This window comes from Flavobacterium sp. UBA2787 (assembly GCA_002352205.1).
Taxonomy (GTDB): Bacteria; Bacteroidota; Bacteroidia; order Flavobacteriales; family Flavobacteriaceae; genus Flavobacterium.
In genome coordinates this window covers 1-19,291 of sequence record DEHZ01000012.1, presented here as the reverse complement: position 1 = coordinate 19,291, position 19,291 = coordinate 1, and the positions used below count along the sequence as shown (strand labels likewise).

13 protein-coding genes are annotated in these 19,291 nt (G+C 29.4%); 10 read left to right on the top strand and 3 right to left on the bottom strand.

The window, feature by feature from the left end; translation table 11 throughout:
* Positions 1 to 59 precede the first annotated feature (59 nt).
* The 3 genes from B4N66_RS10660 to B4N66_RS10650 all read right to left on the bottom strand — a co-directional run bounded on the left by B4N66_RS10660 (position 60) and on the right by B4N66_RS10650 (position 3,320).
* Positions 60 to 470 (bottom strand): DoxX family protein, encoded by a 411-nt coding sequence (locus tag B4N66_RS10660; RefSeq protein ID WP_291094674.1) that lies wholly within the window; start codon positions 468 to 470, stop codon positions 60 to 62.
* Positions 471 to 745: 275 nt separating this feature from the next.
* Positions 746 to 2,728, bottom strand: a complete 1,983-nt coding sequence (locus B4N66_RS10655) for a tetratricopeptide repeat-containing sensor histidine kinase (protein WP_291094673.1) — start codon at positions 2,726 to 2,728, stop codon at positions 746 to 748.
* Between the two features lie 190 nt (positions 2,729 to 2,918).
* Complete coding sequence (locus B4N66_RS10650) at positions 2,919 to 3,320, bottom strand: hypothetical protein (protein ID WP_291094672.1); 402 nt, start codon at positions 3,318 to 3,320, stop codon at positions 2,919 to 2,921.
* Between the two features lie 293 nt (positions 3,321 to 3,613).
* On the opposite strand from B4N66_RS10650, the gene B4N66_RS10645 reads away from it, so the two are divergent.
* The 10 genes from B4N66_RS10645 to B4N66_RS10600 all read left to right on the top strand — a co-directional run.
* Positions 3,614 to 5,812 (top strand): T9SS type A sorting domain-containing protein, encoded by a 2,199-nt coding sequence (locus B4N66_RS10645; RefSeq protein ID WP_291094671.1) that lies wholly within the window; start codon positions 3,614 to 3,616, stop codon positions 5,810 to 5,812.
* A 41-nt stretch (positions 5,813 to 5,853) separates the two neighbouring features.
* Positions 5,854 to 8,943, top strand: a complete 3,090-nt coding sequence (locus B4N66_RS10640) for a T9SS type A sorting domain-containing protein (protein ID WP_291094670.1) — start codon at positions 5,854 to 5,856, stop codon at positions 8,941 to 8,943.
* Between the two features lie 181 nt (positions 8,944 to 9,124).
* Positions 9,125 to 10,324, top strand: coding sequence for a hypothetical protein (locus B4N66_RS10635; protein ID WP_291094668.1), 1,200 nt, complete (start codon positions 9,125 to 9,127; stop codon positions 10,322 to 10,324).
* A gap of 10 nt (positions 10,325 to 10,334) precedes the next feature.
* On the top strand, positions 10,335 to 11,648 hold the full coding sequence (locus B4N66_RS10630) for a T9SS type A sorting domain-containing protein (RefSeq protein WP_291094667.1): 1,314 nt from the start codon (positions 10,335 to 10,337) through the stop codon (positions 11,646 to 11,648).
* Between the two features lie 987 nt (positions 11,649 to 12,635).
* Positions 12,636 to 13,172 (top strand): DUF4386 domain-containing protein, encoded by a 537-nt coding sequence (locus B4N66_RS10625; protein WP_291094665.1) that lies wholly within the window; start codon positions 12,636 to 12,638, stop codon positions 13,170 to 13,172.
* The gene (locus B4N66_RS10620) at positions 13,165 to 13,836 is read left to right on the top strand and encodes a DUF4386 domain-containing protein (RefSeq protein ID WP_291094662.1); all 672 of its coding nucleotides are present in this window, start codon (positions 13,165 to 13,167) and stop codon (positions 13,834 to 13,836) included. Before B4N66_RS10625 ends, B4N66_RS10620 begins: the two co-directional genes overlap by 8 nt.
* 207 nt (positions 13,837 to 14,043) lie before the next feature.
* Positions 14,044 to 15,057, top strand: coding sequence for a trypsin-like peptidase domain-containing protein (locus tag B4N66_RS10615; RefSeq protein ID WP_291094660.1), 1,014 nt, complete (start codon positions 14,044 to 14,046; stop codon positions 15,055 to 15,057).
* A gap of 214 nt (positions 15,058 to 15,271) precedes the next feature.
* The gene (locus B4N66_RS10610; RefSeq protein WP_291094658.1) at positions 15,272 to 15,868 is read left to right on the top strand and encodes a hypothetical protein; all 597 of its coding nucleotides are present in this window, start codon (positions 15,272 to 15,274) and stop codon (positions 15,866 to 15,868) included.
* A 67-nt stretch (positions 15,869 to 15,935) separates the two neighbouring features.
* The gene (locus B4N66_RS10605; RefSeq protein ID WP_291094656.1) at positions 15,936 to 17,456 is read left to right on the top strand and encodes a T9SS type A sorting domain-containing protein; all 1,521 of its coding nucleotides are present in this window, start codon (positions 15,936 to 15,938) and stop codon (positions 17,454 to 17,456) included.
* Between the two features lie 116 nt (positions 17,457 to 17,572).
* On the top strand, positions 17,573 to 19,291 hold a 1,719-nt coding region (locus tag B4N66_RS10600; protein ID WP_291094654.1), incomplete at its 3' end, for a choice-of-anchor Q domain-containing protein.

The window sequence follows — 19,291 nt, the reverse complement described above, 5'->3', positions numbered from 1 at the left end:
AAGAATTCAACGAAGGTGAGCCATAAGGAAGTTTACTATTCCATTTTCGTTATATTTGATTATCGATCTGCAGTCAGCTTTTTTGATTCATGATTTTTATTTATTGTGAGTAAAGTGTAAAAGCAGGAGATCAATACGATACTATATTCTATTCCATTACTTCCATGCCCTACAACAAACCACCCGTGATGACGGTGTACTAATGCAATCCCCATCAGCAGTATAAAAATAAACCAATAGCTTGCGTGCTTGATACATGTATTAAAAATCAATAAAATTCCAAAAAACAAATCTAATAGTGTGATTATCCAAGCGAGATAAAAACCATATAACAATCCATTTGATTCCAAAAAGTTTCCAAATGCATAAATGGAAGCATAGAAAAGCCTTGCTATGCCATGTGACATCATGGTAATACCTACTATTATTCGTAATAAGTTTGTTGAGTTTGTAAAATAGCGTTTTATCATAGTCGTTTCATCTAAAATAATACAATTGTAAATAAAAATAGCTCCTAAAATTTTGTATATTCTCTGCTTAATAATTTCAAATCTTTAATGTTTCGAGCAAAGTGTTCCTTTTAAATTGTTTTTGTATCGTAATTGCTCGATCAATGCAACTTACTTTTCGTTTTACGTGCCCCAACTGCGAATTAAATTTTATATGCTTATTTTTAACCAAATATAATTTTAATCCCTGCATAATTAAAATATGGTTATCACCTATATGTTTTTTTGCTTCACTTTCAATCTAATTCAATATGCAGTTCAATGTTAATTATGATGCCATTATTTGCAGTAGATGATATTTCAAAATTCCCATCTAAAATTTCCACTCGTTTTTTTATATTAGTTAGCCCCATCCCATTTTTATTACCAGACTCATTATGCATTCCTATACCATTATCTTCTACTGTAATAAGAAACAATTTGTCATTCTGACTACACTGTACAAATACATGATTTGCATACGAATGTTTAATAGCATTGTTTATTAATTCCTGTACGATTCTATAAATACTTATTTGGTGTGACATCTTTATTTCTTTACAAATATCAAAGGAATTGTATTCAATGATAAATTCTTTGGTGGAATTCATCATGCAGTAATCTTTTATTGCAGCATCTAAACCCAAACTATTCAAAGTTTCGGGAATTAAGTTGTAAGCAATCTGTCTTAATTCTTTAATTGTTTTAGTTAAGTGTTGTTTTGCCTCTTGAACTAAGTTCTTTTCGGTGGGGTGTTGGTCATAATATTCAAGTTTCATTTTTATAGAAGTTAAACTGCTGCCAATACCGTCATGTAAGTCTCTTGAAATTCTTTTCTTCTCTGCTTCTTCACCTTCAATCATTGCATACATTATTTCAATTTCTTTTTGATTTTTCAAACTCTGAATTTTTTGATGATGGATGATGTCTTTTTGAGAATTTATTTTTCTTAAATTCTTTAAGTTTTTTAAAAGAAATAAAAATGAAATCATGCCGATTAAAATTAATGAAAAAAGAATACTGTAGAGGGTTTGATTTTTTTGTAATTCGATTTCTTTAATTTGATTCTCTTTTTCAAGATTTAGTATTTTATTTTCATTCTCTATCGTATTGTATTTAGCCTCTAATTCAATAAAATGAATTCTCTTGCTTTCATTGTCAATACTATCTTTCACTCGAATATATTCTTTATTAACAAAATGGGCAGCTTTAAAATCATTAAGACTTTCAAAATTACGAGAATATAAATTTAAAAAGTTTAATTTATATAACGTAGGCACTTTAGGTTCAATTTCCTTTAGATATACCATTGCTTCCTCAAATCTATTTAATTCCATTAAGGCTTCAGAAAGGGATATTTTTATTTGAATTTCGGTTCTATAACTGTTTGTTGGTTTTAAACTTTGCAGTCCCAGAAGGTAAAACTTCACTGCTTCATTAAATTTTTTTTCATAGTAGGAATAATGACCACATACGTAATAATAATGAGAATAGGCGTTTGAAAGTGTATTGTCTTTTAGTTGAGCTAATGCATAATTTAAATTTAGTTTTGCCTGATCTAAATCATCAAGTAAAATTAGGTTATTTGCCATATATACATAACACATTATAAGATCATCTTTATTGGTAGATGATTTTTTATAAGATTGTAAAGCTTTTGAATAATAAATATTAGACTTATTATATTCATTTATATTAAAAAATGACCTACCAATACTTTCATAAAATAGAGCCAATAAAGTGTTGTTTTTGCTTTTTTTAGCTAGATTAATACCCTCGTCTGTTAATATTTGAATAGAGTTTTTATAGTCATTGTTATTTTGATAATAGGTACTAAGATTTTGGGTTATTATGAGTTGTAACTCTGTGCTTTTTTCATTGTTAAATTTTTTCAGATTTTTTTGAATTTTTTTTATCTCTTGTATAAACAAATCAATCTCTCGATCATTAAGGTGTTTAAGAGACAAAAAGTATTTTGTATATTCAGTCAAAAATGGACTTTTCAGAGCATATTTTTTACCTAATTTTGAATATTTTAAAAATTCATCAGTCTGACCGTTTGATTTATACATCCCAGCAATTTTAAGTGCATAAAGACACTTACTGCTATCTGTAGCCGATTTTTTTAATTCAAGTTTTAAACTATCAATAATGTTCGAATAATTGTCTATAGTTCGAACCTCTTGTGTAAAAACGCTACTGGAAAACAGTAAAATTAATAGGTATAAAAAATTCTTCATTTTGGAGTAAAATTAGTTGTCATTAGCCCTTTGTTCTTTTTGATTTTATCTATTTAAAAAATGAAAATAGAATTAATCTACTTAGATTCAAAAAAAAATCAGAACTAACTTATGTTAAATTCTGAATTTTTGTAAAACTAAACTAAAACTATTTCTTTTTTTAGAATAAAAATAGTTGAAAAGGAAACTATTAATTTAATGGATGCTGAGCTATTGCAGACAATGCGGTTCCGATACTTGTTCCTTCTTTTTTCAAAACACCATTTACATAAATTTGTACTTTTAAAGTTGATGCAGGATTGCTACCCATTGCATTCATACTAATAGCGGCAACGTTTGCACTTGAAGGAGCTGTAATAGTAGGGCTTGTCCAAGTTGTACCACCAATAGATGAAACTGTTGATATTGTAGAATCATATCCGTAGGAAGATGCATTAAGAGTACAGCCAGCAGAAGCTTCCGCTTTAAAAACTATTTCGTAAGTTGATGGAGAATTAGAGCCACCATCGTCATCTTTTGAACATCCAACAAGAAGAAAGATTGCAAAAACTGAAAGCACAAAACGAGTAATTTTAAAATTTGATTTTTTCATTAATAAAGATTTGAAATTAAACTAAAATATTAGACAAAAATTATTGTTGAAATTTTGTTTGCTAATAATGTACATTCTAACCAAAAAATCAACTCAGCAAATAAAAATAAAAATGGTAAATTCTAAAATACCTATTTTCAGGTAATTTTTTAAAATACCTTTTAGCTAACTTCAAACAAGTATAGGTTTGGATATTTATTACTCTTTTGAAAACTAATACAATAGTCTAAAATTACCTCAAATCAGGTATTTTTTTTTGCTTCTTGAATAATTAGTTTTACACCAAAAAAGCTATGAAAATTAATAATCTCTTAATTGCTATTGCATTAATGCAGTTAGTTCAATTAACCACCTATGCACAAAATTGGTCCTACTATAAGGATTATCCTTTGAATGTATCCCCATGGGATGCTGATTCTGATAATTTAGGGAATCTATACATGTTAACTTCTAGCCGAGAAGTTTGGAAAAAAAATGGTTTGGGTACTTGGAGTAAATTTCCTAATTATTCGGTTGAAAATTACTATGATATCATGGTTAGAGAAAATACCGGAACTGTTTTTCTGGCTGATGAATTATGGGGTTTGGTATATACTTCTAATGAAGGAGCCCCTTGGCAACAAGCATCATTAGAAACTAATCCTAATTCAGGTCACCACGAGTCTATTTATGCACTTTCAAACATTAATACTTCGAATGTTTTTTTTGGCGGAGGGCTGAGTGTTATATTTCCATTTCCTCCGGCAATATATAAATATACATTGAGTGGTAATTCAGTATCAAACATTCAACAAATACTATTTGATTCAGTTTTAAATTATGATAATATTCCTGAATGTGTTTATCAAACATTAAATGGTAATACAATAATAATTGGAACTCAAGCCAATGGAATTTTTACTTCTCTAAATGGTGGACAAAGTTTTCAAAATACTTTAGGAGGCGAACAAGTTTATAAAATTGTAGAAGGTCCCAATAATACTTTTTATGCACTTTCTAAAAATTTACAAACTAATCAAAATAAAATTCTAAAATCTACAAATGGAATCAACTGGATATCATATCATTTAAATAGCAATCCCAATAGTCGTTACACTACTTTATTTTATGATAGCCAATTGTTGGAACTTTGGGTAGGAACTGAAAATACGATATACAAAATTTCAAATTTAAATCAGGAAACTCCGGTATTTGTAAATCAAAATTTAAATAATTCTCAACAACGTGTTGTTTCCATTGTAAAATCTAATGGGGTAATTCATCAATTTTCGAGTGAATTTATTGCACAGAAACTAGAAAATAATTCTTGGATTTCAGAAACAAATGGTTTTATAGGTTCTACTTCTCAAATTTTATTTGATTCAAACAACGCATTATATTCGTTAGATTTTAATTCTTCTATGATTTCTAAATCTACTACTTCTGGAGCTGGATGGATGAATTTTTATATACCGGGTCATATTCAGGCAGGTTTAGAATATCTTAATAAAGATGGCAATGGTAATGTGTTTTTTACAAAGCTGAATAAATTATATAAAATGAACTCTGCAAATAATTTGCAAGAAATAAATGTACCTAACCCTAATGCAGTTTCTATTTTAAGACTGTATGTGGCACCTAATGGGAATATTTATTTAACTCACCATAATGAATCAAACAAACTCTACAGGTCAACAAATATGGGTCAAACATGGCAAATGATTTTGCAAGGGGAACAACCTTTTTCCAGTATTTGTGAAAATAATCAAGGCGTAATTTTTTGCACGTTTCAATCTAACCAAGCTGAATTATACTATTCAACCAATAATGGGCAAAACTGGAATGTTTTTACTTATGATTTTAATTCCGATTTTGAATGTGGATCGGCAACTGAAAGTTTTATATACGGTTCTGGGGATTCTATTTTTTTAAATGTATGCCTTAAGACTTTTTTACTCCAATTAAATGAATCAGTTGTTGTAACTACAGAAATTGGTTTCCCAAATAATTCATTTCCTGGATATATTCTTTCAACTCAAAATGGTTTTTATACAGTTTCAGGTGATGAAGTTGTTTATAAAAGTTCTAACAATGGTCAGTCTTGGCAAAGCATGGGAAAACCTTTAGCATTGGAGCCTTATTCTAATAGTGTTTATTCACTTTTATACTCAAACTCTGCAAACGAAGTCTTTGTTCAAACCTCTCCATTTGCGGTAAATTTTCCGGAGAGTTTAAGAGGGTTGTATAAACTTACTGAAACGTTAAGTTTGCCAGAACATAACAATGAAAGTGATATGTTTATTTATCCAAATCCTTCAAATGGCATTATACATATAAGTTCAAAAATAGATATAGATTTTGTTCAACTTTATGATATACAAGGGAAAAATATTAGTTTAAATCCAATAACAAGTAATATACTTGATATTTCTCATCTAGAAGCAGGTGTTTATCTTTTAAAAGTTGCTGCAATCAACGGCGAATTAAATACTTTAAGAATAATAAAAAAATAATTATCAATATAATGAAAATACTATTTAAAAGCTTAAATCTTATGAACAAATTTCTTCATATTCAATTTTTAATTTTTATCTTTTTTTCTAATGAAATTATAAGTCAAGACTATCTAATAGGTGGAGCTAATCAATTTAAAGGTTATGATTTGTCAATAAAGCATGGTATTGTTTCAAACTTAAATGGAACGAATGTTATGAATCAAACAATTAAAGAAAATGAAGTTAGTTCATTATTAGCAAATAACCTTACTTATGATTTTCACGGTAAAATTGGTAATTCAATCAATATACCGCGTGCACAGTGTAGTGATAGTAATGGGAATATTTATATTACAGGAAGTAGTGGAAACGAAAGCACCAAATCAGGAGATATTACAACTATAAAAGTTAATTCAAGCGGTGTTATAGAGTGGACTCTGAGAATTCCTTCGCCAGAGTTTACAGTTAATTCAGGAACAGCGATTACAATTGATTCAAATGGGTTTTTATATTTAGTAGGTTATCTTTGGAATCAAACTAGTATGGATGTTTTTTGTGCTAAAATTAGTAATGAGGGACAATTAATTTGGCAAATTATATATGGTAATTCAAGTAATTTTGAAATACCAAACTCTTTGGTTCTGTCAAATTCAGGTGAACTCTATGTGTCTGGTATAACTCATAGTAATTCAAAAGTAACCTATTATATTTCAAAAGTTTCTTCGCTAGGTCAATTGCTTTGGGAACATGTTGATACTACTTTTCCAAGTCAAACATGGAATGAACCTAAAATTTTACGTTTGGATAATTTAGGAAATCTTTTAGTTTGTGGTTATGGATATGAAGATAATGAAGAAGGTTCTGCGAGTAAGACGGTAACTATTAAATTTAATTCTGCCGGAGTTCAATTATGGAAAAAATACAAAAGTACCCAAATTACAATTGATAATAATCTTTATTTTGTTGACAGTTGGCCTACGGATTTTACATTAGATACTAATAATAGTATTTATGTAGTAAAGAATTATAATGATGAATTTTTTACCAAGTCGGCAACAATTAAGTATGATCATGCTGGGGAGGAGTTGTGGTTAATAAATCAGTATTTTGATGATGAAAGTAGTACTTTACTAAAAAGTATTTTGTTTCATGAAAATAAACTTTTTGTAGGGGGATATAAAAATGGAAATCCAGATGAAGGCGATGGGTTTGTTTTACATTCTTTAAATCTTGATGGAAGTAGTAATTGGTCTCAACATTCATCAGATCAGTACGTGCCCTCTGATTTTTTTATGTCACTGATTTCAAGTACAATTTGTTTAAATTCAAGGTTTATGGATAGTGATACTTTTGAAAGTGTTATCAATTCCTCAACCTATTCAATTGCAAACGGTAGTTTACAGTCTTCAAATGAATTTTATTTAAATCAGGCATCTAATGGTATCACAGTAGGTGCTTTTTTGGGTGTTACATTTAATTCAAATTCTAAAAGTTTTATTCTTAATTCTACTTATTCAACACATGGAACTGTTTATGAAGTATTACAATTTGATGCAGCTAACTCTTTAATTTGGAATACGAAATATGTATCTCAGAATTCAATCAGAGTTAATGTTTTGGAAACTGTTGCTGATTCTAGCAGTAATACCTTTTCTTTAATTAGTAGTTTTTATGTAAATGAACAAGATGCTGAGCAGATAAGTCAAAAAAGTTATATAATTAAATATAATAGCATAGGACAGTTTGTTTCCAGTTATATGATTTCTGATACTGTTGGAACTTCTAGTTTAAGGCTCTTTGTTACTAATAATAATGAATTAGTTGTTTTGTCAAAAGATTTTGGTTCAATTAGTACAACACTTACAAAGTTTACAAATAATCTGGAACAAGTATGGAGTCAAAATTTTAGTTTAAACAGTATGCAAAATGAAATAATTGTAATTGATAATTTGAATAATATTTTTATGATTACTGCTGTTGATTCTCAGAATAATTTTGAATCATCTTTGATAAATGTTATTAAGTTTAATTCAAATGGAGTTCAAGAATTTTCAAACTTATATATTCCAACTAACTCGGCATTGAATTTTAGTTTTGCAACAAGTGCATTATTTGATGGCTCTAATTCTATTCTAATTGGAGGAGTATCATCAGATGATTTTTCTTCCATTTTTTACCCAATAGTTCTTAATATTTCTATCAATGGAACTCAGAATTATTTTAATGATTATCATTTGAATGATAGTTTTTCGTCAAAAATTGTTGAACTAAGTATTAACGATAATGAAATTTTTATGGCAGTGAATGGGTTAAATAACCAAACATTTATGCATGGAAATTATATTATAAAAATTAACAATTTAGGTCAATTAATATGGCAAATACCTAACTTTATGAATGATGCGGAATTGTTTATGGATAAATTTTTATTATCAAGTAATTTGAATAAGCTCTACATTGTTAGTTCTAAAGTTGGAAGTATAGCTAATATTCATATTGACTGTTGGGATTTGCTTGGAAATTTTCAAGGTTCATATGATATTGATTCTAATAACTATTATCAAGATGCATTTTTAGATAATGATAGTATTTATGTTTTGAGTCAAAATCAGAGTTCTTACAATTTCCCTTATAGATTACTCAATTGGAATGGACCATTTATTTCGTCTCAAATTTCAAAATTTAGTTCTGACCTTGTTTTAAATGAAACTATTAATTTTTTTGGTCCTGAATACTCATTATTCGAACCCAAGCAGTTAATACCCTTAGACAACTCTAATCTATTAATTTCAGGGAGACTTTTTCACGAAGAATTGTTTTTTGAAGGGTTGAAGTTTTTTAGTATTCCATACGAGCCAACATTAAATATTCCCGAGGTACCGGTTTCACAAAAAAATATTTTTTATTGTTTTCCAAACCCATCCTCTCATGGTCATACAAATGTTTACTTTTCTTTAGAACACCCTCACAATGCGAAGCTAAGTATTCTTGATTTGAATGGTAGATTAGTAGATTCTTTCGATATGAATGATTTACAAGAAGAAAGAAACTTAATCAATTACAATACTCAGAATTTAAAACACGGTGTATATATTTTAAAGCTTGATAGTAATGACATAAGTTTAACTACAAAGTTAATTATTCAATAGTAAATGGTTAGGTTAAAACAACTTTAATAATAGAGCACTTAACAATTTAATTCAAAGCAATCATTGAATTTAATACCAAAGATTAAAGTAAGTACACTAATTTAAATTTCAACCTTAAAAACAGAAAATCTAATACATAATAATAAAACCAATAAAAACAACTTTCAAATATGTTATAATTATGATTTCAAAACAACTTTTTTTAACCACATTATTCTTAGTGTTAACTACACATATTTTTGCAACGGATAGAATAGTTCAAGAAAATGGACCTGCTGGAACGTTTAACACAATTTCAGAAGCAATAACGGCTTCAATTGATGGGGATAGAATTGTCATTTATCCAAAAATTGGAGATAGTCCTTATGTAGAAAACATTAACATAAATAAGGCTCTTGAATTCGTAACAGCTCAAGACGGTGTTCGTTATAAAATTCAAGGCAATATAACTATCGAGGCATCAGATAATAGGAAAGTTACAATAATAGGAGCACATTTGGTTTCTGGAAATATAGAAGGAACTACATCAGGCTGGAGAACAAATGTCAATATAATGGGGTGTTTTTTAGAGGGTGGTAATATTACCTTCAATAATCAATATTATGTCAGTATTGTTTCAAACATCCTACAAAATGGAAATATTAGCCTTTCTCACGGTAATGTAATTGGTAATGATTTAGTAACTGAATTACGAACTATTTCGATTGCAAATTCAACTTCTATTCAAGAAGATTCAATGAATATAATTGCAAATAAAGTAACCCAAATTATATGTACATCAAATATAACTTTAAATATTTATAACAATTTTATCAAGAGATCTTTATCAACTACTTCAAATTTTTCATCTATTTCTTATAGTTATACATCAGTAGATACTAAATTATATGTACTAAATAATACAATAGTAAATCCAGCCTCGTCTACAAGTGGCAGCTTCAATTACTATGTATCATCATCTTCTAGAGCATTGATTTCAAATAATCAATTCCTCAGAGTAGTTACTCCTAGTTCTCTTGTTGGAAATCACTCTTTTTTCTCTTTACCAAATGGATTTTCAGGTACTTATAATTATTATTATAATACAACAACTAAGCTTAATCAAATTCCAACTGAAGTATCAGATAATCTGGGAAGCATTAATTTATTAACGGGGAGTACCATTTTCCCTGCCTTATCGCAAAATGGTGCAAATCCGAGTTTTGAGTTTTACGATTTAGATTTATCTCCCGGAGACGCAGGTTGTTATGGTGGGAGCTATTCTTTAGATAATTATTTTCCAATTACGGGTAGTTCTCGTGTGTATTGGATAGATACTCCATTTGGTATAACAACAACTGGTGCTCCTCTTCAAATTAAAGCAGAAGGTTTTGATCGTTAATAAATAAAAAATGAGTAAAATAAAAATAGCGTTCGTTATCTTACTATCCCAATTTTCTATGGGACAAGTTATCTTGGAAGCAGAGTATTTTTGGGATACAGATCCCGGAATGGGAAATGGTTTTCCTTTGCAAGCTTTTGATGGAAATTTTAACCAAGCTTTTGAAACTGTTTTTTCAAACAATGCCTCCTCACCCAATGTTGGGGATCATGTATTGCATGTTAGGGTAAAGGGTCAAGACAATATTTGGAGTCCGGCTTTCAGAAAAGTATTTAGAGTCGCTGCCAATACTAATACCAATTTGGAAGTTAAAATAACTCAAGCAGAATATTTTTGGGATACAGATCCTGGAATGGGAAATGGTTTTCCTCTGCTAGCTTTTGATGGAAATTTTAACCAAGCATTTGAAACTGTTTTTTCAAACAATGCCGCCTTACCCGCAGTGGGGGATCACGTATTGCATGTTAGGGTAAAGGGTCAAGATAATGTTTGGAGTCCGGCTTTCAGAAAAGTATTTAGAGTATCTGCCAATACAAATACCAATCTGGAAGTTACAATATCACAAGCAGAGTATTTTTGGGATACAGATCCCGGAATGGGAAATGGCTTCCCTCTGTTAGCTTTTGATGGAAATTTTAACCAAGCTTTAGAAACTTTATCAAACACATTACAAGTCACTGTGCCCTCAGGACTCCATGTACTACATACAAGAATTTTAGCCAACGATGGAAATTGGAGTCCAATTTACCGTAAAGTTATAGGAGTTAATGTAGCTTACGATCAAAAAGTGCTTCTTAATTCTCCGGAGAACCAATCAGTTAATATCAATTTATCTCCAACCTTAATATGGAGTCAACTCAATGAACTAGAGGATTATGAATTTGAAGTTTCTTTGAGTCCAACCTTTGAAGACTTGGTAACATCTGGTATTACTTCAAATAACTTTTCTACACAAATTCCTAATCTTAGCCCTAATACTTTATACTATTGGAGAGTAAGGGTAAATGAGAATGGTCAAGTTAGTTTGTGGTCAGATACTTGGAGTTTTACAACAAATAACACTTTGAATTTAACTGAAAATGATATGTTAAAGCAAATTGTTGTATATCCAAATCCTGCAAATTCTTTTCTAAATGTAGATTACAATATCTTAATGGGTGAACTTATGTTTGAAATTTATGATACAGCAGGTAAGCTAATTTTTAAAGGTAATTTAGAAAATCAAATTATTAGTGTTCAAGATTTAAGTGAAGGAATTTACATTTTAAACATTGTATCTAAAAATCAATCTAAGTTTTCTACACAATTTATAAAAGTAAATTAATTCAAGAGTGACTATTATATTTACGTATATCAAGAAATATTATGACATAAAATACATTTAATAAAAAAGCTATAAAAAAATTGTATTCTGTCTTCTCTTTTTTGATTTACATATTCACTTTAGTTAACTAAATAAGTTGAACGTAAAAACCTTAAATAAGTTTTGGTTTCTAAGTATTCATTTTGTTAAATTAAATTTAATGAAGTTTGAATTAATGATTCTAATTTAGATTTCAAAGTTTAATAAAATCAATGAAATTAATCAATGCAAAAAAAAAACGATATGAATAAAATAAGTTATCTAAAACTTTCACTCTTTTTTGTATTCCTATTTATCTTGGCCGTTGCAGGGTTTTGGAATTCTTATTTTTCACTTTTTATAAATGATTTTAAAGATATACAATACTTAATTCATATACATGCATTATTTGCAAGTCTCTGGATTATCATACTTATAATTCAACCCTACTTACTATTTATGAATAAAATTAAACTGCATAAAACATATGGTAATTTCTCGAAATTAATATTTATTTTATTGACAGCTTCAATTGTAGTTATCATTTTATTAAAACTCCATTTCAATCAGTATAATTTGGACATATCTATTTTTGTCCCCTTCAAAGATATAATTTTACTTTTTGTAGGTGCTGGTATTGGTTATTCAAATACATCCAACTTAGTAGTTCATAGAAAAGGTATGATTTTAACAGCAATTGCTATGATAGAACCTGCTCTGATAAGATTGTTGTTTACTAGTAAAATTGTACCTAACCACCACGTCTTTTTAACCACAATTATAATAATATACACTTTACTATTATACTTGATTCTTACTGATACCGATAAATCAAGATTTAATGTTTTATATCCATTAACATTAATTTATTTAATTATATCCCATGTTATTATTGTTTACTACACATTGTGAATTAAATTATAATCTATCATATAAAATAAATTTTTGCATCTTTTTTATTTTAAAATTATGAAGTCTTCTCTTATTGGTATATTGTTTCTAGTGGCTTTCATTGTTTTTGGTTTTGGAGAGTATTACTTAAACTCACAGTGGATAAGTCAAAAAATTATCGGTAGTATATTAATTACTCTAAATTCAATTATAGTTTTTGCAATTGGTGTTTTAATTTCAGCTATATTAATTGATTACAACAAACTAGTGAGTAGAGTCTATCTGGTAACAAGGAGCATTGAGGCGTTGTTTTTATTTTTCATGATTTTTTCATCTTTTGGGGTATTTAAAAATATTGGAAATCAAATTTTTTACAACATTGCTATGTTAACTTTAGGTTTAGGAAGTATCCCAATGTGTTGGTTATTATGGAAGAACAAAATTATTCCATCGTGGTTGTCAGTATGGGGTTTGATTGGGTATACAATATTCAGTATTGGCTCTTTATTTGTTTTTGTTGAGATTTCAAATAATATACTTTTTTTACTTCCAGGAGGTTTATGGGAATTGTTTTTTGGATTTTGGCTAATTATAAAAAATAGAATAAATGTTTAATAAAATATTAAAATCTTCAAAAGAACAAGCAAAGTTAATTGGATATTCATTGATTGTTATGGCAGTCATAGCTGGATTTTCATTAGGATATGCTTTCCCATTTTTTATTGATGAAAGTAAAAAGGTTTTTATTGCAGAAATTGTTTTACAAGAACAATTACTATATATATTAATGTTGATAGGAGTTTTATTAGTTATTGCATTAGACTTTCTGGTATCAATATTATTATATCTATTTTTTAAACAAAGTAATAAGATTATTGCTCTTTTTTCATGTGCTTTAAGAATTGCATACTCATTCATTTTTTTAATGAGTTTCTTCTTTCTAATTATTAATGTTGGAGAAAATGAAAACATTTTAATAATCAATAATTTAAATCTATTTGAAAAAACATGGAATATTGGATTAATTGTTTTTGGGATTCATCTATTTCTTTTGGGTTTGTTAATGAAATTTGACAAGTTTATACCCGATGCATTAAGCTACATAACTGTTTTTGCTGGTGTTTCCTATTTTATTCTTCATTTGCTTAAAGTGTTAAGTGGCGGCTATCCGGAGTTATTGTTTACATTGGAGAAAATCCTTGTAATGCCAATGGTATTAGGTGAACTTGGGCTTGCTTTTTGGTTATTATTTAAATTTAAAAATAATAATGAAGAGTAGTAAAACATATTTAAATATAAGATTATGCAAAACAGTAGAATATTTATTTAGTTTAGTAGTGCTCTTTTTAGGTTGTGGTAAAAAATCATTTAATCAGAGAATTATTAATAATGAAAAAACAGATACTCTAAATTTAGAGAGGTATAATAAAGTGCACAGAGAGAACATAATTGAATTATTTAAAAATTATAAAAAATGATTAACTATATGAAATATACTTTTAATAAATTTTTAATTTTTATAACATCATTATACTTTATAACAGGATGTTCGAACGATAACAATAATATATCATCTGGAATTCATAAAACCGATTTGATTAAAATTGAAGATGCTATTCTTCATTCTAATGCTGATTTTGTAAATTTGGTTAATAGTATCAGAGGTAGTGTTGGAGCAAGTGGTCCCGGAAGTAAAGTAGTTTGGAGTAGAAAAAATGATTATAGTTTAGGATTATTTGTTTCTGCAAATCACGTTTACGGGATAAACCTTTGGTCTTCATTAAATGAAGAGTATATAGATATAGCCTCTATTAATAATGGTTTATTTTCAGGGTCTAAAATTCCTCAAGTTGATGGATCTCCAATTTTAACGAGTGAACTTATAGCTAGTTTTGGATTATATCATCCAAATATTCCATCAGGAGCTACAAACAGTACAATTCTTCCAGAAAATGATTTTTATATAGGTGTTGTTGATAATCAAAGGGTGGTCGATAATGGTTTTGCTATTTATCCGGAATTAGTTCAAACTCACACTCCTTTACAGATTTTTGATCCGACAAGCAGAACATTATCTGTCTCAACGTGGGCATCTCCTATTTCAAATGAAATAGTTGTTGCTATTGGCTATCCTCAAGATAAGACTGCATACCCCAATGGTGCTGTTTCAACAGGTAAAGTATATTCCGATGAAGAAGCTCAAAATATTATTCAATCTTTGAATCAAATTAATGATGTTGAAGGAGATATACCTTATAATCCCCATGCAGAATTCTTAGCTAATTTTCATGCTATTTCAGGCATGAGTGGAGGTGGCGTATTCAACGCTGAGGGCCAATTGTTAGGTATTATGGTTAGAGCTACTGAATTGAACGGTAAACCGGTAACACGGGTTATTAGAATGAGTTATATAGTTGATAAACTGAATAACTTTTATGATACATTATCTGTAACTGATAAAAATAAATTAAGACCTTTTATTAGTGGAGAATTAAATTAGAGTCTTCGTTTTAGAATTGGTAATGTGTAAGAAACTTGTTTTCACTTAACAAAATTAACAGCCTTTTAATTGTTTAAATGATAAAATTGTGTCCAATTATCTTAGAGGTACTACAACATATTAAGAAAGGAATGATTTGATTGCACTATATAGAGTTAGTATATTATTAAAAATTAAAAAAAATAAACATTTGATTACTAGAAAAATACATTGTTTGTCGGGATTCATCATAAGCATTTTTATTGCTCTTCACTTATTTAATCATACTATAAGTATTGTTGGTGTAGAACAACATATTGCTTTTATGAATAAGATGAGATATTACTATCGGAATACCGTGACAGAATCATTTTTGTTACTAGCGTTCTTCTTGCAAATATTTACAGGATTGCAACTATTTTTTAAACAAAGAAAGTTAGTCAGAACTAAATTTGAAAAGTTGCATTTATGGACAGGTCTTTATTTAGTTTTTTTTCTCATATTTCATATCGGTGCTGTTATGCTAGGAAGATATGTTTTTAATTTAGATACAAATTTTTATTTTGGGGTAGCGGGTATGAATATTTTTCCATTAAGTTTATTTTTTATTCCCTATTACGGATTAGCCATTTTTTCATTTTTTTTTCATTTAGCTTCTGCTCAATATAAAAATAGTAAAAGTTTGACCGCTAGACTTTCTAGTAAAAAAAAGGCAATAATTATTATTACAATAGGCATATTGTTAGCCTTTATTATTCTCTTCGGAGCAACTAATGGTTTTCGAGGATTTGAAATACCTAAAGAATATAATGTGCTAGAAATCGAAAAATAATCATTTAAAAGCAACATTTCTCAACAACGGAAAAATAAAATAATAAGGAATATAAATTTAAATAATCATGAAAAATATAATTTTAGTTTTAGTATTCCTTTTAGGAATAAAAGTAGTTGGACAAAATCAGACAAGAAAGGTTTTGTTCTTAGGAAATAGTTATACTTACGTTAACAATTTACCCCAAATAGTTTCTCAATTAGCCACTAATACTGGCGATGTTTTAATTTATGATAGTAACTTAATAGGTGGTTATACTTTACAAGATCATTATTCAAGTTCAGTATCCCTTAATAAAATTTTATCAAATGATTGGGATTATATAGTGTTACAAGAACAAAGTCAGCGACCATCCTTTCCTGTCGCATCTTCATTTGTGAATGCATTTTTTACTCTGAAAACTCATATTAAACAAAATAAACCTTGTGCTCAAGTCACTTCATTTATGACATGGGGTCATGAAAATGGAGATATTCAAAATTGTCCAACAAATCCAGCTGTTTGTACTTACGTGGGAATGCAAAATCTTTTGACTGAAAGGTATATGGATGTTTCAGATTTGAGTGAGTCAGAAGTTACCCCAGTTGGTGTTGTTTGGAAGTTTATAAGAGAAAACTATCCTTCAATCAACCTATATCAATCCGATGGAAGTCATCCTTCGGTGGCAGGTTCTTATCTTGCAGCTTGTTGTTTTTACACTTCTTTGTTTAGAAAAAACCCAACATTAATAAGCGATAATTATGGACTTGATGCTACTACAGCTTCAATTTTGAGAAATGCTGTTAAAACTTTAGTGTATGATGAAATGCAGGATTGGTATATTGGAAAATACACTCCAAATTCAAATTTTACTTATGCCATTGGAAACGGAACAAATGAGATTGTTATTAATACAAATACATCAAAATATCAAGACTCATATCTATGGGATTTTGGAGATGGAGCAACATCAACAGCGGTACTACCGACACATAGTTATGCTGCGGATGGTACTTATACTATTAAACTTACCACTTACAAATGTTATTTAGGCCAAAACCTACAGTCAATTTTTGAACGAACTGTCAATTTTTGTTCGCACACTAATACTATTTTTCCTGATAATTTGATTTTATGTCCTGACGAAACAGGCATGCTTTGGACACAACCAGCAGATGCTTATCAATGGTTAGATTATTTAGGTAATCCTATAATTGGAGAAACTAACCAATCAATACAAGTAGTTCCTTCAAGTTCATATAGTGTTTTAACTACAATTAATGGATGTACAGAAATATCGCCACAAGTTTTTGTTGATGGATATGCAGTTATAGGTCCAGGTGATGATCCTTGTAGTTTAAATACAATTGATTTTGATAAAGATTTTGAAGTAACTGTTTTTCCAAACCCAACTCAAAATATTCTAAACATTAATTCAGAACAAATAATAAAGGCAATTTCTGTTTATGATTTGATGGGTAAGAAAGTTAATATATATCAAGTTTCGAATAGTAAAGTTGATGTTTCTAATCTTGCCAAAGGAATTTATGTTTTAAAAATAATATCAGAAAACAATGATATAAAAATCATAAAATTTATCAAAGAGTAGCCATGTAAAAGCATCAACTTAAAACTGTAAAACTCAAGAAGAAATACCTGTAATCAGGTATTTCTTCTTGAGTTTTATTGAGATAAATTTGGAAGTTTAAATTAATTATCTTTATAATGAGAAATAACTACTTAAAAACCATTATTGTTTTAGCGTTATTATTTATATCAAATCTCACTTTTTCTCAAACAACACTTTTTGTTGATGCAACAAGACCAGATAATTCTTCTGCTGGAACTTCTTGGAATACTGCAAAAAGAGATTTACAAGCTGCAATTAATAGTGCAGTGTCAGGTGATCAAATATGGGTTAAAGCGGGAATCTACTTGCCAACACAAGACCCATATGGTAACTCGTCACCTGCAAATAATCGTGACAAGACTTTTCTTCTCAAAAGTGGAGTTAAGATTTATGGAGGGTTTTCAGGAACAGAAACATTGTTAAATCAGAGAAACTGGATAGTAAATACAACCATATTAAGTGGAGATTTAGGTACACCCAATGTGCTAACAGACAATGCTTATCACGTTGTACTTAGTGTTAATCTTAACAATACTACTTTATTGGATGGAGTTACTATAACAAAAGGGTATGGTACTGCACCCGGAAACTCAACAATTAATGTAGGTGGTCGAACTATTGAAAGGTATCACGGAGGGGGCATCTTCAATTCGCATTCAGCAACAAGTTTTAGTAATTGTACGGTTTCTTTTAATAGTGCCGATTGTACTGATACTGATAATGATGCAGTAGGAGCTGGAGTCAATAATTTTATTTCTACCTCCACATTCACAAACTGTATTATCGATAATAACTCATTTCTTATCGGAGGTGCAAGTTTTGGTGTTTTTGGTGCTGGTATGGCAATAAATGGAGGGAATTGTTCCATTATTAAATGTGTGTTTTCAAATAATTCAAGTGGCTCGGGATTTCTAGATGCATCTCGGGGAGGTGCTTTATATATAGGTAGTACAGCAACAATTGAAAATTCAGTATTCTATAATAATTCTAGCCAAAATGGGGCTGCATTCTCTTTTGGTGGTGGTGGTTTTAATCTTTCTACAATTACTAATTGTACCATCACTAACAATACTTCATCTTTCGCAGGAACAGGATATCAAGGCTTTTCTAAAGCAACATTTAGAAATTCTATTTTTTGGAATAATCCACCTACCTCTAGCAACGTAAGCGGACGAAATGAAATTTATAGTAATGAAACAAATACTGTAAATCAACCAACATTCATTAACTGTATTATCAGAGATGCTCTAGGCTCACCATTGGCTATTACTAATACTAATGTAACTAATTGTATTACATCTAATCCTCTTTTCAACAACAGTTCTGATGGTAATGGTGTTGATAATTTATGGGGAACTGTTGATGATGGTCTGATGATACAAAGTTCAAGTCCAGCACGAAATTTTGGTATATCGGGTAGCGGTGTACCGACAACAGACATAACAGGAAATAGTAGAGATAATCAACCTGACTTGGGAGCATATGAATTTCAAAATCCATGTGTAGTGCCTACAGTTTACAATGTGAGTGGTGGTGGAGTTTATTGTTTAGGTGGAGATGGATTAGCGGTGACGCTATCAGACTCAGAGGTTGGAGTGAGTTACCAACTTAAAAATAATGGAAACAATATTGGGTTGCCTATTAATGGAACTGGAAATGCTCTAAATTTTGGAAACCAAACTACAGCAGGAACTTATTCAGTTACAGCAACAAGAACTGTCGGAGGTTGTTTATCGACGATGAATGGAACAGCATCCATTACTGTAAATCCGAACATCACACCTACATTCACTGCTGTAAGTCCTATTTGTTCA

Coding starts and splice junctions, on each gene's coding strand:
- B4N66_RS10660 (WP_291094674.1), bottom strand. CDS start 470: ATGATAAAACGCTATTTTACAAACTCAACAAACTTATTACGAATAATA.
- B4N66_RS10655 (WP_291094673.1), bottom strand. CDS start 2,728: ATGAAGAATTTTTTATACCTATTAATTTTACTGTTTTCCAGTAGCGTT.
- B4N66_RS10650 (WP_291094672.1), bottom strand. CDS start 3,320: ATGAAAAAATCAAATTTTAAAATTACTCGTTTTGTGCTTTCAGTTTTT.
- B4N66_RS10645 (WP_291094671.1), top strand. CDS start 3,614: ATGAAAATTAATAATCTCTTAATTGCTATTGCATTAATGCAGTTAGTT.
- B4N66_RS10640 (WP_291094670.1), top strand. CDS start 5,854: ATGAACAAATTTCTTCATATTCAATTTTTAATTTTTATCTTTTTTTCT.
- B4N66_RS10635 (WP_291094668.1), top strand. CDS start 9,125: ATGATTTCAAAACAACTTTTTTTAACCACATTATTCTTAGTGTTAACT.
- B4N66_RS10630 (WP_291094667.1), top strand. CDS start 10,335: ATGAGTAAAATAAAAATAGCGTTCGTTATCTTACTATCCCAATTTTCT.
- B4N66_RS10625 (WP_291094665.1), top strand. CDS start 12,636: ATGAAGTCTTCTCTTATTGGTATATTGTTTCTAGTGGCTTTCATTGTT.
- B4N66_RS10620 (WP_291094662.1), top strand. CDS start 13,165: ATGTTTAATAAAATATTAAAATCTTCAAAAGAACAAGCAAAGTTAATT.
- B4N66_RS10615 (WP_291094660.1), top strand. CDS start 14,044: ATGAAATATACTTTTAATAAATTTTTAATTTTTATAACATCATTATAC.
- B4N66_RS10605 (WP_291094656.1), top strand. CDS start 15,936: ATGAAAAATATAATTTTAGTTTTAGTATTCCTTTTAGGAATAAAAGTA.